Annotated in this window: 12 protein-coding genes, 1 tRNA gene and 1 pseudogene; 7 read left to right on the plus strand and 7 right to left on the minus strand. The window is 75.1% G+C overall.

Translation table 11 applies throughout. The features are described from left to right. On the plus strand, positions 1 to 2,450 hold a 2,450-nt coding region (locus ACWEQL_RS36055), incomplete at its 5' end, for a lysylphosphatidylglycerol synthase domain-containing protein (protein ID WP_452154705.1). Between the two features lie 50 nt (positions 2,451 to 2,500). On the opposite strand, the gene ACWEQL_RS36060 is transcribed toward ACWEQL_RS36055, so the two are convergent. Next, positions 2,501 to 2,695 carry a hypothetical protein gene (locus ACWEQL_RS36060; protein WP_452154707.1) on the minus strand — a complete coding sequence of 65 codons (195 nt, stop codon included), beginning with the start codon at positions 2,693 to 2,695 and terminating at the stop codon, positions 2,501 to 2,503. A gap of 208 nt (positions 2,696 to 2,903) precedes the next feature. Between ACWEQL_RS36060 and ACWEQL_RS36065 the strand changes: the two genes are divergently transcribed. The 3 genes from ACWEQL_RS36065 to ACWEQL_RS36075 all read left to right on the plus strand — a co-directional run bounded on the left by ACWEQL_RS36065 (position 2,904) and on the right by ACWEQL_RS36075 (position 4,769). Next, positions 2,904 to 3,371 (plus strand): carboxymuconolactone decarboxylase family protein, encoded by a 468-nt coding sequence (locus ACWEQL_RS36065; protein ID WP_452154709.1) that lies wholly within the window; start codon positions 2,904 to 2,906, stop codon positions 3,369 to 3,371. 184 nt (positions 3,372 to 3,555) lie between these two features. Next, entirely contained in the window at positions 3,556 to 4,194 is a 639-nt protein-coding gene (locus ACWEQL_RS36070) for a class I SAM-dependent methyltransferase (protein WP_452154711.1), read from the plus strand. Further along, positions 4,191 to 4,769: a TrmH family RNA methyltransferase gene (locus ACWEQL_RS36075; RefSeq protein ID WP_452154713.1), complete on the plus strand. Its 579-nt coding sequence runs from the start codon at positions 4,191 to 4,193 to the stop codon at positions 4,767 to 4,769. The genes ACWEQL_RS36070 and ACWEQL_RS36075 overlap by 4 nt, the downstream gene beginning before the upstream one ends. An 86-nt stretch (positions 4,770 to 4,855) precedes the next feature. Here the strand turns inward: ACWEQL_RS36075 and ACWEQL_RS36080 are convergent, their stop codons facing one another. After that, positions 4,856 to 6,280, minus strand: a complete 1,425-nt coding sequence (locus tag ACWEQL_RS36080; RefSeq protein ID WP_452154715.1) for an MFS transporter — start codon at positions 6,278 to 6,280, stop codon at positions 4,856 to 4,858. Continuing rightward, a complete protein-coding gene (locus tag ACWEQL_RS36085; protein WP_452154717.1) occupies positions 6,277 to 6,702 on the minus strand; it encodes a DUF3291 domain-containing protein in 426 nt (141 codons plus the stop codon). The genes ACWEQL_RS36080 and ACWEQL_RS36085 overlap by 4 nt, the downstream gene beginning before the upstream one ends. Before the next feature lie 333 nt (positions 6,703 to 7,035). Between ACWEQL_RS36085 and ACWEQL_RS36090 the strand changes: the two genes are divergently transcribed. Both ACWEQL_RS36090 and ACWEQL_RS36095 read left to right on the plus strand, forming a co-directional pair. Beyond that, positions 7,036 to 7,797 carry a DUF4232 domain-containing protein gene (locus ACWEQL_RS36090; RefSeq protein WP_452154719.1) on the plus strand — a complete coding sequence of 254 codons (762 nt, stop codon included), beginning with the start codon at positions 7,036 to 7,038 and terminating at the stop codon, positions 7,795 to 7,797. 98 nt (positions 7,798 to 7,895) lie between these two features. Then, complete coding sequence (locus ACWEQL_RS36095; protein ID WP_452154721.1) at positions 7,896 to 9,116, plus strand: helix-turn-helix domain-containing protein; 1,221 nt, start codon at positions 7,896 to 7,898, stop codon at positions 9,114 to 9,116. Positions 9,117 to 9,199: 83 nt separating this feature from the next. Here ACWEQL_RS36095 and ACWEQL_RS36100 read toward each other — a convergent pair. The 4 genes from ACWEQL_RS36100 to ACWEQL_RS36115 form a co-directional block, all read right to left on the minus strand. Beyond that, a tRNA-Thr gene (locus ACWEQL_RS36100) sits at positions 9,200 to 9,273 on the minus strand. Positions 9,274 to 9,352: 79 nt separating this feature from the next. Further along, the gene (leuE, locus tag ACWEQL_RS36105) at positions 9,353 to 10,000 is read right to left on the minus strand and encodes a leucine efflux protein LeuE (protein ID WP_452154723.1); all 648 of its coding nucleotides are present in this window, start codon (positions 9,998 to 10,000) and stop codon (positions 9,353 to 9,355) included. Between the two features lie 79 nt (positions 10,001 to 10,079). Then, positions 10,080 to 11,780: an alpha/beta hydrolase gene (locus ACWEQL_RS36110; RefSeq protein ID WP_452154725.1), complete on the minus strand. Its 1,701-nt coding sequence runs from the start codon at positions 11,778 to 11,780 to the stop codon at positions 10,080 to 10,082. A gap of 79 nt (positions 11,781 to 11,859) precedes the next feature. Then, complete coding sequence (locus ACWEQL_RS36115; protein ID WP_452154727.1) at positions 11,860 to 12,630, minus strand: hypothetical protein; 771 nt, start codon at positions 12,628 to 12,630, stop codon at positions 11,860 to 11,862. Positions 12,631 to 12,709: 79 nt separating this feature from the next. On the opposite strand from ACWEQL_RS36115, the pseudogene ACWEQL_RS36120 reads away from it, so the two are divergent. Next, positions 12,710 to 12,805 (plus strand): annotated as a pseudogene (locus ACWEQL_RS36120) (ABC transporter permease); the annotation flags it as partial.

Below are 12,805 nucleotides of genomic sequence, written 5' to 3' on the forward strand. Positions count from 1 at the left end.
CGCCCGCCGCCCCCGCGGAGCCCCCCGCACCGCCCGGCCCGGCCGGGAACGCCGCCCCCGGCAGCCGGCTGCGCCAGCCGGTGGCGCTGATCCGGCTGCTGCTGGGCCTGACCGCCGTCACGCTGACCCTGCTGCTCGCGGACCACGCCCAGGCCACCGCCGTCGGCATCGACGCCGACCTCGCGCAGATCGCCGGGCTGGTGCCCCGCCCGGTCGCCACCTTCGCGGCCGCCACCACCACCGCCGTCCTGCTGCTGGTGCCCGCCTGGTCGGCGGGGCGCCGGCTGCTCGCCCCCGACCGCCGGCGCGCCGTGCCGCACCTCTCGGACGGCCTGCTGGCCGCCGTCCTCGCGTACGGGGTCTCGATCGCCCTCGACCTGTGGATCGCCGGCCCGGCCCCCGTCCCGCTGGCCACCGCGCTCACCCGCGTGCCGTGGGCCGGCGCCCAGCCCACCGAACCGGTCTACGGCTACCTGGCCCCGGTGCTGGCCTTCATGACCGCCTCCGGCGCCCGCGAACGCCGGCTGCCCCGGACCGCCCTCACCCTCTCCGCACTGGCCGGCCTCGCCAGCGGGTACGCCACCCCGTTCGCCCTGGTGCTCGCGCTGCTGATCGGCTGGACCGTCGCGCACGGCACCCGCTACGCCGTCGGCACCCCCGACCCGCGGCCCCGGCCCGAACAGCTGCTGCGCAGCCTGCGCGGCGCGGGCCTGCGCCCGGCCGAGGTCATGGCGCTCACCCCCGACCGCTACCTGGTCCGCCAGGACGACGGCCGCCCCGACCTGGACGTCCAGCTGCTCGACGTGCAGGCGCTCACCGCGCGGCTCTTCCAGCGCGCCTGGCGCCGGCTGCGGCTGCGCACCGCCCCGCACCCGCGTGCCCTGCGCTCCCTGCGCACCGGCCTGGAGCACGAGGCCCTGGTCTCGTACGCGGCGCTGGCCGCCGGGGTGCGCACCCGCCGGATCGCCGCCACCGTCCAGCTGGCCCCGGACACCGCCCTGGTCGCCTACCAGCACCTGCCCGGCCGGGCGCTGGACGAGCTCGCCGACGAGGAGCTGACCGACGAGCTGCTCACCGACGCCTGGACCCAGCTCGCCCGGCTCCAGCGGCGGGAGATCGCCCACCGCGCGCTCGTCCCCGGCTCGGTGCTGGTCGACGCGGCCGGCGCCGTCCACCTGGTCGACCTCGCGGACGGCGACATCGCGGCGAGCGAACTGGTGCTGCGCTGCGACATCGCCCAGCTGCTGGCCACCCTCGCACTGCGGGTCGGCGCCGAACGCGCGGTGCGCAGCGCCGTGGAGGTGCTGGGCGCGGACGCGGTCGGCGCGGCCCTGCCGCTGCTGCAGCCCATCGCGCTGGCCCGCGGCACCCGGGCGGCGCTGAAGAAGGCGGCCGGCCCCGGCGGGAGCCCGGTCGGCCTGCTGGACGACATCCGCGCCGAGGTGCTGCGCACCCAGCCGCAGGCCCCCTCCCAGCTGGTGAAGCTGGAGCGGCTGCGGCCCCGGATGCTGTTCGCGGTGGGCGGCGGCGCGGTGGCCGCCGGCCTGCTGCTGCCGCAGTTCTTCGCCGCCGACAACAACCCGATCGCCACCCTGGCGGACGCCGACCCGGTCTGGCTGGCGGTGGCCCTGCTGGCCGCCTCGCTCAGCCACCTCGCGGCGGCGATGGGCTTCGTCGGCTTCGTCCCCGAGCGGCTGGACTTCCGCAACGCGGTGCTGACCCAGGTCGCCGGCTCCTTCGTGAAGCTGGTCTCGCCGGGCGGGGTCGGCGGCGTCGCGCTGAACACCCGGTTCCTCCAGCGCTCCGGCATCCCGACCGCCCAGGCGCTCTCCAGCGTCGGCGTCGGGCAGCTGCTGGGACTGGTGCTGCACCTGCTCCAGCTGGGTGCCTTCGTCTACCTGCTCGGCCAGGACACCGGCGGCGCGCAGGCCGCCGACACGGGTTCCGACTCCGAGCTGAAGGCGCTCCAGGCGGTGGTCGGCGGCCTCGCGGCGGCCGGACTGCTGCTGGCGCTGGTCGCGGTCGTCCCGCGGGCCCGGCAGTGGCTGGCCACCCGGCTGCGGCCGCTGACCTCGGAGGTCCTGCCCCGGCTGGTCGACCTGCTGCGCAACCCCGGCCGGCTGGCGGTCGGCGTCGCCGGGCAGCTGCTGGTCTCGCTCTGCCTGGTCGCCTGCCTCTACTGCTGCGCCCGCGCGATCGGACGCGAACCGGCCTTCGCCTCGGTGGCGGTGGTCTTCCTGATCGGCAACGCGATCGGCAACGCGGCACCGACCCCCGGCGGGGTGGGCGCGGTGGACGGCGCCCTGGCCGGGCTGCTCACCCAGACCGCCTCGATGGACCCGGCCGGCGCGGCGGCCACCGTGGTGCTGTACCGGCTGCTGACCCTGCTGCTGCCGGTGCTGCCGGGCTGGGCGTCGTTCACCTGGCTGCAGCGGCGCGGGGCGCTGTAGCGCGTCCGTGGTCCCGGCCCGGCCCGCGGCCGCCGTGACGGACCTCGCCGCTACTCGCGGTACTCGTCCTCGTCGAGCGGGACCGTCCGGGTCTGCTCCGCGGCGTCCGCGACCTCGGTGGCCGGGTCGGCGCCGAGGGCGCGGCGCTCGGCCAGCTCGTCGTACTCGTCCTCCTCGGGGGTCTTGTCGTCCGGCTCGACGTCCTCGACGACCTCGACCAGATAATCCTCGTGATCCTGCGGCATGGCATCCGTCCTCGCTGCTCGGAGGCTCCCACGGGCCCTGGTGGTACTGGAAGTATCCGCCGCGCGACGCCGCGACGCGATGCGTCACCCCGGCGTCGGCGTGTTGCCGCGGCCCTCCGGACGGCGTCGGCGCGTCCCGGATTGACCCACGAATCATGCTCGTGAATGCACCACATCCGGGGTTCATTGCGCCCCTAGAGTCGGAGCCATGACGAACGAGACCACCACCCCTCGCCCCGCCCGCCTCGACTACGCCCGCACCGCCCCCAAGGCCTTCCGCGCGATGATCGCCCTGGACGCCGCCGCCCGCGAGGGCCTCGACCCCGCCCTGGTCGAGCTGGTGCAGATCCGTTCCTCCCAGCTGAACGGCTGCGCGTACTGCCTGGACATGCACGTCAAGGACGCCCGCAAGGCCGGCGAGAACGACGAGCGGATCTACCTGCTGCCGGTCTGGCACGAGGCCCCGGCCGGCGTCTACTCCGAGCGCGAGCGGGCCGCCCTCGCACTGGCCGAGGAGATCACCCGGATCAGCGGCGGCGTCTCCGACGAGGTGTACGCGCGGGCCGCCGCCCACTTCGAGGACGCCGAGCTGGCCCAGCTGATCTCGCTCTGCTTCACCATCAACGCCTGGAACCGGATCAACGTCGCCACCCGCAAGACGCCCGGCACCCTCTGAGCGCCCGCCCGCCCGTCCGCTCAGGTCGCGCCCGCCCGTCCGCTCGGGCCGCCGCCCGGCCCCGGCGTCCGCCCGCTCGGATGCCGGGGCCGCGGGCCACCGGGGGTACGATCGGTGCCGTACCAGCAGGGCTTACCCACACCCACCCGGTGGCCCCGAGGCCCTTACGAACGACGGGGAAATCATGTCCGGCTCGCACTACTTCAGCGGTGCACCCGAGGTCGCCAGCGAACGCCGCCCGATCACCGTGAACCTGCCGGACCTCACCCTGGAGCTCACCACCGACACCGGGGTGTTCTCCCGCAGCCGGCTCGACCCGGGCACCCGGATCCTGCTGGAGCACGCGCCGCCGCCCCGCGTCCGCGGCCCGATCCTGGACGTCGGCTGCGGCTACGGCCCGATCGCGCTGACCTGGGCGAGCCGCCGCCGGCGCCTGCCGGTCTGGGCGGTGGACGTCAACACCCGCGCCCTGGAGCTGGTCACGCTCAACGCCGAGGCCCAGGGGCTCGGCAACGTGCACCCGGCCCTGCCCGAGGACGTGCCCGAGGACCTGCGGTTCACCGCGATCTACTCCAACCCGCCGATCCGGATCGGCAAGGCCGCGTTGCGCCGGCTGCTGCACCAGTGGCTGGGCCGGCTCACCCCGGACGGCTCGGCGTTCCTGGTCGTCCAGCGCAACCTTGGTTCGGACTCGCTCCAGAAGTGGCTGAACGAGCAGGGCTACCCGACGACCCGGCTCACGTCGGTCAACGGGTTCCGGATTCTGGAAGCGCGGCCCCGCCAGGAGGGCGCGGGCCCCGAGGATGGACGAGGGAAGTCGTGAAGCAGCTCCGCGGGACCGATCTGAAGCGCCTGCACCGCCAGTGGCGGCGCAGCAACGAGTTCCGGCTCGCGATGATCGTGGAGAACCTGCAGTCGCCGTTCAACGTCGGCTCGATCGTCCGGACCGCCGCCGCCATGGGCGCCGAGAAGCTGTACCTGACCGGTGACACCCCGTCGGTGCGCTCGTCCGGCGCGCAGAAGGCCGCGATGGGCACCGACAAGTACCTGAAGGTCGAGCACTTCCCGACCATCGCCGACGCGGTGGCCTCGGCGAAGGCGGACGGCTTCAAGGTCGTCGGCCTGGAGCTCGCCGACGAGGCGGTGCCCCTGTTCGCCGCCCCGCTGACCCCGGCGGTCGCCTTCGTCCTCGGCCACGAGGACCGCGGCGTGACGCCCGAGGGCCTCGCGCTCTGCGACTCGGTCGCCTTCGTCCCCCAGCTGGGCCGGGTCGGCTCGCTCAACGTGTCCGCCGCCGCCACCGTCGCCTGCTACGAGGCGCGCCGCCAGGGGTACGCGATCAGCGGCACCCCGGACGGCAGCGACGCCGGCGACGCCGGTGGCCTCGACGACGACTGATCACCTCGCGTCACCCCCGCACGTGGCGGAAACGGGAGCGCCGTCCCCCGGACGGCGCTCCCGCTCCCCCTCGCCCCGTTCCTCCGTCAGCTCCCGCCGCGATCGGTCCGGTTGGGGATGGCCAGCGCGCAGAGCGCGCCCAGCAGCACCACCGCCGCCCCGACCCAGACCGCCGGCTGGAGCCCGTCCACGAAGCCCTGGGCGCTGCGGTCGTCCCCGTAGTCGGCGAAGACCGTGCCGAGCACCGCGATCCCCAGCGCCCCGCCGATCTCCCGGACGGTGGTGTTGGCCCCCGAGGCCTTGCCCTGGAACTCCGGCCGCACCGAACCCAGCACCACCGCCGCGGTCGGCGCGAAGGCCAGCCCCATCCCGGCCCCGCCGAGCACCATGGCACCCACCATCCGCCCGTACGGGGTGTCGGTGGTGGCCACCAGGTCGATCCAGGCCAGCGCGACGGCCTGGAGGAACAGCCCCAGCGCGATCAGCCGCCCGCCGCCGACCCGGTCGGTGAGCGCCCCCGCCACCGGCGCGATCACCATCGGCATCAGCGTCCACGCCAGGGTCAGCACACCGGCGTGCAACGGGGTGCGCACCGGGGCGACCTGCAGGTACTGGGAGAGCAGGAAGATCGCGCCGAACACCCCGAAGTACATGGCCGCCGAGGTGATGTTGGTGAGGACGAAGGCGCGGATCCGGTACACCGACAGCGGCAGCAGCGGGCTCGGCGCCCGGCGCTCCCAGAGCACGAACGCCGTCAGCAGCACCACGGCGGCGGCGAACACGGCCAGCACCCGGCCGGAGGCCCAGCCGTCGGACTCGCCGTTGACGATCCCCCAGACCAGCGCGACCAGGCCCCCGGTCGCCAGCAGCATGCCCGGCAGGTCGAGCCGGGTCCGGTCGATCCGGCTCTCGTCCAGCACCCGCAGCACCAGCGGTACGGCGATCACGCCCACCGGCACGTTGACCCAGAAGATCCACTGCCAGGCCAGCCCGTCCACCACCGCACCGCCGACCACCGGGCCGAAGGCCACCGCGAGCCCGCTGATCGCCGACCAGAGCCCGAGCGCCAGGCTCCGTTTGCGTTCGGGCACCGCCGCCGCCAGCAGGGTCAGCGACAGCGGCATCACCGCGGCCGCCCCGAAGCCCTGCACCGTCCGGGCGAGGATCAGCCCGCCGGTGGAGTCGGCCAGCCCGCAGCCGACCGAGGCCACCGTGAACACCACGATCCCCAGCACGAACACCCGCCGCCGGCCGAACCGGTCACCGAGCGCGGCCCCGGTCAGCAACAGGCAGGCGAAGGACAGCACATAGGCGTTGACGAACCACTGCAGGTCCGTGGTGGACGCCCCCAGGTCCACGGCGAGCGTGCGCAGCGCCGTGGAGACGACCAGGTTGTCCAGCGCCACCATGAACATCGGCACGCTGCAGGCGAGGACGGTCAGCCAGAGCGGCACCCGCCGCGCCCCGTCCCCGGCGACCGCCGGCGGCGCCGCCTCGCGCACCGCGCTCATCGCGAGCCCTCCTTCCGCTGCGCCGCCTGCTTCCCGCTCTCCTCGGCGATCCGCCGCTCGGCCTCGTCCCACCCGATCGGCAACTGCTCGACCGGGACCTCCCAGTAGGTGAAGACGGACGCCCGCATGGTCTCCCTCAGCTCCTTCATCAGCCCCCGGTGCGGCTCGGCCCGCGCGTAGGCGTACAGCGCCTCCCGGCTCTCCCACGCCGACAGCGTCAGGAACTCCCGCCGCAGCGGCCGCGCCACCAGCGACGCCCCGAGCGCGCCCGGTGCCGTCCGCACCTGCTGCCAGGCCGCGGTCGACCTCCGGAAGAACCGCGGCACATCACGCAGCGACCGCACCTCGAAGCGCGACGCCATCACAATCGCCCGACTCCCCGGCACAGCCGGGTTGGGCACCGTCCAGGGCAGGGTGGGCACGACGACCCCCTCCTTACATAGAAAGCAGCGAGTGGCACTACCCATAATAGAACGCGGAACTATCCAATATCCAGTCCCCGGCCGCGACTCCTTGCCGCCCGAGCTGCCCGGCGACTCTCCGGCGAGGTCCGGGCACCCCGGCCCGTCCCGCCGAGCCGTTCCAGGCTCGCGCGAAACCGCAGGTCAGAGGAGTGGAACCGTTCCAACGTGCCGGATCGGCGGACAGCTCTGGCGGGCGGGACGAACGGCGGGCCAGAGTGCTGCTCAGCGGGGCGCCGTCGATGGCGCCGAACGCCTACTCGCCTCCTTCCTTCACTCTCACGGGGATCCGCCATGTCCATTCGTCGTGCACTGTTCGCCACTGCCGCCTTCGCCGGCGCCGTCCTCGCCGTGACCGCCTGCGGACCCGCCGACGTGGTCCCCGATCCGCGGCCGGCGACGCACGCCGCGACCTCCCCGGCCGCGCCGGCCCCGGGTGCGGCGGCTCCGGGTGCGACAGGGACGGGCGCGGCGGCCCCGGGTGCGGCGCTCCCGCCCGGCGGCACCGCCGCAACAGGCGCCTCGCGGGGCAGCGGCGCCGGGGGCTCCGGAACCCCTGCCGGCGCCGGCGGCTCCGACGGCGACGCCTACGCCTACACCCACCCGTGCGAAACCGGGAACCTGTCGCTCCGGGTGACCACCCGCCCCCAGGCGCCCACCCAGCGGGTGATCGAGGTGCGCAACCAGGGCCCGAAGGCCTGCGGCCTGAGCTACTACCCGCTGGTCAGCCTGGGCGCCGCCGGCTCCGCGGACCGGAGCAAGGATGTCAGGCCGCTGGTCCCCGGGGGCCTCGGCGGCGCCCCCGCCTACCCGCTCGCGTCCGGACGGACTGCGTACGCGGTGATCGACCTCAACCCGGGCGGCGCGGCCACCGGCACCGTCCCCGGGATCGACCAGCTGAACGTACTGGTCGACGGCGACCACATGCCCACCGCGGAGACCCGCAACGTTCCGCTCGGCCCCGACGCGAAGGTCCTCAAGCCGAAGCTGGGCCTGTACCGGGCGAGCACCGTGGAGGCGGCCGCGTCCACGGCCACCGCCGACCAGCCGTCCTGACCGCGGGTACGGCCACCGGCCGGCCCCGGCGCGGCGACCGGTACCGTGAACGGCGGACCCGGCGGAAAGCCGGGCCTGGGCACGGTACGGAGTCAGGCATGGGTGTGGAGACCGACGAGTTCGCCGGGATGCTGCGGGAACTGAAGGAACGTTCAGGCCACAGCTACGGCGCACTCGCCACCCGGCTGCACGTCAGCACCTCGACCCTGCACCGCTACTGCAACGGCGCCGCCGTTCCCGGTGAGTACGCGCCGGTGGAGCGGCTCGCCCGACTGTGCGGGGCGCGCGACGACGAACTCGTCGAGCTGCACCGCCGCTGGATCGTGGCGGACGCGGCCCGCCGCCGGGAGTCGGGCACCTCGGCGCGGAAGCCGGAGCCGGAGCCGCAGGCCGAGCCGGAGCCGCAGGCCGAGCCGGAGGTCCTGGAGACGCTACGAGAGCCGGAGCCCCCGACCGGCGCCGGCCGACGGCGGACCGGCGTGCTGATCGGCACCGCCGCCGCGGTCGCCCTGGCCGCCGCCGTTCCGTTCATCGTCCTGCACGAGCGGTCGGCCCGGCCCGCCGCCACCACTCCCCCGGTGGCGGCCCCGGCGTCCACCGCCACGCCCTCCTCCACTCCGGTCTCCTCCGCTCCGACCCCCTCCACGCCGGCCTCCCCCGCTCCGGCCTCCTCCACGCCGACCGAGGAGAGCCCCGCGCCCTTCCACGTCAACGTCCTGGCCGACAACTGGAGCAGCCCCTGCGGCCAGTGGGTCCTGTCCCCCCGTCCCCCGGGGCAGGTGGCCCCGCCGCCCGACACCGCCGCCGCGACCGGCAGCTGGGCCGCCGCCCAGCAGGCCGTCCCCGCCGGGCACCTCCGCCTGCAACTGACCGCCCAGGGCACGTCCGCCACGCCCGTCGTCCTCCACACCGCGTACGTCCACATCGTCGGCACCGGGCCCGCCCCCAAGTGGAACGCCTACACCCCGGGCTCCGGCTGCGGCGGCAACCTCGTCCCGGCGTCCTTCGCGGTGGACCTCGACGCACCGGCCCCCCGCACCACCCCCGTCCCGGGCCTCGACGACAAGACCGGAGCCCCCGTCTCCTCGGACTTCCCCTACCGCGTCTCCGCCACCGACCCCCAGGTCATCAACATCGACGCCACCACCAAGGCCCAGGACGTCACCTGGTACCTCGACCTGGTCTGGAGCAGCGGCGACCGCCAGGGCACCCTCCGCGTCGACGACCACGGCCGCCCCTTCCGCACCGCCGGCCTCCGCACCGCCCCCGCCTACTTCCACAACGGCAGGACCTGGGCCCCCACCCAACCCGACCAGTGACCCCCGGCACGAACGCCGGACACCCGGGCACTAACGCCGGAAGGCCCGGTCAGAGGAGTCTGACCGGGCCTTCCGATGAGCTGAGCCGCCTATGGGATTCGAACCCATGACCTACGCATTACGAGTGCGTTGCTCTGGCCAACTGAGCTAAGGCGGCGCCGTTGTCACGTGCAGTGGCAACGGCGGCCAGTCTACACAGGTTCGGGGGTTGATCCGTACCGGGATTCGGGTGGGGGTCAGGCGGAGGAGACGGCGAGCTTGGCGGCGAAGCCGGCGAAGAGGACGGCGACGCCGCTGGTGAGGCCGGCGGAGAGGCGCTTGCGGCGGCGGAAGGCGGTGGCGAGGGTGGTGCCGGCGAAGATCAGGAGGGAGAGGTAGAGGAGGCTGAAGGCCTGCAGGATGCCGCCGAGCAGGGCGAAGGAGAGCACCGGGGCGCCGTAGCCGGGGTCGACGAACTGGGTGAAGAAGGAGAGCAGGAAGAGGATGGCCTTGGGGTTCAGCAGGCTGATCACCAGGGCGCGGCGGAACGGCCGCTCGATGGCCTCGGGCTCGGCGGCGTCGGGGGCGGTGGCCGCGTGGCGTTCGCGCCAGAGCTGGCGGGCGGCGCGCAGCATGCCGATGCCGATCCAGAGCAGGTAGGCCGCGCCGCCGAACTTCACCACGGCGAAGACCGCGGGGTTGGCCTCCAGCAGGGAGGCGGCGCCCAGGGAGGTCAGGCTGATCAGGGTGAAGTCGCCGACGAAGACGCCCATGGCGGCGCGGTAGCCCGTGCGGACGCCCTTGCGGGCGGCGACGGACAGGACGTACAGCGAGTTGGGGCCGGGCAGCAGGATGATCACCAGGGCGCCGAGGACGTACGTCGCCAGGTCGTTGACTCCGAGCACGGTGCGCTCCGGGGGTGGTTCGGCAGGGGTTGGGGGCGCATCATCGTAACGTCGTACCGCTTGATCGTTGAAGAGGAAATCACTTCGCGCAGCGCAGGCCCTGCTCGGGCGCCTCGCCGCCGAGCAGGTAGCGGTTGACCGCGCCGTCCACGCAGGCGTTGCGGCGCCCGTACGCGGTGTGGCCGTCGCCGTCGTAGGTCAGCAGCCGCGCCGACTCCAGCTGTCCGGCCAGCGACTGCGCCCAGGCGTACGGGGTGGCCGGGTCCCGGGTGGTGCCGACGACCACGATCGGGGCGGCGCCGGCCGCGCGGACGGTGTGCGGCGCGCCGGTGGCCCGGACCGGCCAGTAGGCGCAGGCCAGGGCCATCCAGGCCATGTCGCGGCCGAAGTGCGGCGAGGTCCGCTCGAAGTCCGGCACCGCGGCGTGGGCGGCCTCGGGTGTGGTGAAGGACGCGGGCAGGTCCAGGCAGTTGACCGCCATGTTGGCGAACATCAGGTTGGGGTACGAGCCGTCCGGTCCCCGGTCGTAGTACGCGTCGGAGAGCTTGAGCAGCCCGGTGCCGTCGCCCGCCCGCGCGTCGGCGAGCGCCACCCGCAGCCGGGGCCACAGCACCTCGGCGTACATCGCCTGGATCACGCCGGTGGTCGCCTGCGCCTCGGAGAGCCGCCGGCCGGGGTCGGTGGTGGACAGCGGCGCGGCGTCGACGCTCCGGAACAGCGCGGCGAGCGCCTCGCCGGCCTCCTGCTCGGTCCGGCCCATCGGGCAGTCGTCGCGCCGCACGCAGTCCGCGGCGAAGGCGGCCCAGGCGGTCTCGAAGCCGCCGGCCTGGGTGCGGTTGCCGGTGATCGCGTCCAGCGAGGGGTCCATCGCGCCGTCCAGCACCATCCGGCCGACCCGCGAGGGGAAGAGGCCCGCGTAGGTGGCGCCGAGGAAGGTGCCGTACGACTTGCCGACGTAGTTGAGCCGCGCGTCTCCGACCAGCGCCCGCAGCACGTCCAGGTCGCGGGCCGCCTCGACGGTGCCGAGGTGGCCGAGGCGCTCGCCCGCGGTGCGCCGGCAGCCCTCGGCGAACTCCTTGTCCGCCGCGACCAGCGCGTCCACCTCCCCCTGGTCGTCCGGGGTGATGTCGACGGCGGTGTACGCGTCCATCCGCCCGCCGTCCAGGCAGGTCACCGGGGAGCTGCGGCCGACGCCGCGCGGGTCCAGCCCGACCAGGTCGTACGCGGCGCGGACCCCGCTGTCGTACGTCCCGGCGACCGCCTCGACGTACTCGACCGCCGAACCGCCGGGGCCGCCCGGGTTGAGCATCAGCGAGCCGAGCCTGGTGCCGGTGGCCCGGGTGCGCGCGGCGGACAGCGTGAGGTCGCCCGCGCCGGGGTGCTCGTAGTCCAGCGGCACCTTGAAGGTGGCGCACTCGAAGCCCGTGTCGCAGGGCTGCCAGCCGAGCTTCTGCGCGTAGTACGGCGCGAGCGCGGCGGGGACGGCGGCGGGCAGCGGCTGCAGGGGCGTCACCGCAGCGTTGGCCGGCGGGTTCGCGGGTGGATCGGCGGACGGGTCGGCGGACGGGTCGGCCGGCCGGGTGCTCGCCGGGGCCGGGGTGCCGGACGGGGCCCGGTCCGAGGACGGTCCGGAGCCCGGGGCGGACCCGCCGGAGGTGCAGCCGCCGAGCAGCAGCCCGCCGGCCAGCACCGCCGCCGCGGTCACCCGGCCCGCCGTCCGGGGCCCGCCGTGGCCGCCGCGGTGCGGCCGGCGCTCCCGACGCGGTTCCTGGCCCTGCATGTGCTCCCCCTCGGTTGCCCGCCCGGGTCGGCCCGGGTACCGGCAGCGTAGTGCCCGGGCCGGTGGGCTGCTCAGGAGTTCAGGATGCCTTGGCCAGCGTGTCGGCCAGGTACTGGACGGCCTGGCGGACCAGCCGCAGCCGGACCCGCTCCGCCGTGTAGTCCTGCGCGTTGTCGGAGATCCGTACGTCGGCCCGGGCGGCCGCGCCGGTGCCCGACCGCAGGGCGGCCTGGAGCCTGCGCGCGGCGTCCAGGCCGGCGGTGTCGGTCTTACCCGCCGCCAGCAGCAGGTGCGGGGTGGCGGTGGCCGGGGCCTCCGCGCCGGTCAGCGCGAGCGCCGCGGTGTCGTACCGGCCGGAGACCGCGGCCGCAGCGCCGTACAGGTCGGGACGGCCGAGGCCGGCGGCGACCGCGCAGGGGGCGCCGCCCTCGACGCCGAGCGTGCCCCAGGAGGCCGGGCCGGGCGGCAGGGTGCGGAAGGCGGCCGCGATGGCGGTGCGCAGCGCGGCGTCGTCCGCGACCGCCTGCGGGGCGGCGGCCACCAGGTCGCAGGGGTGGGCGGTGCCGGACGGCGCCTCGGGGGCGACCAGGATGAACGGGCGGGCCTTCCCGGTCTGGACGGCGGAGCCGAGGCCGTCGAAGACGTCCGGGACCTCGGTGTCGGCGGTCTTCCGCGGGGTCGCGGCGTGCATCACGATCACCGGGAAGCGGGCGTTCGGGTCCTTGGCGTACTGGGCGGGCAGCCAGACCCGGACGTTGCGCGGGTGCCCGTCCGGGCCCATGACGGCGGACTGCAGCAGTTCACCGCCGGCCGGGTGGCCGACGCTGTCGAAGCGGCTGGCCACAGTCACTGCCGGGGTCGTGGGAGCGGGTGCGGGAGCGGCCTGGGCCTGGGCCTGAGCCTGGGCCTGAGCCTGGGCCTGGGCCTGGGTGGCCGTCGGCACCGGCCTCAACAGCGACTTCCAGACCGGGGTGATGGACCGCTTCCGCACCCTGCCGATCGGACGGGCCTCCGTCCTGCTCTCC

The organism is Kitasatospora sp. NPDC004240 (assembly GCF_053603215.1).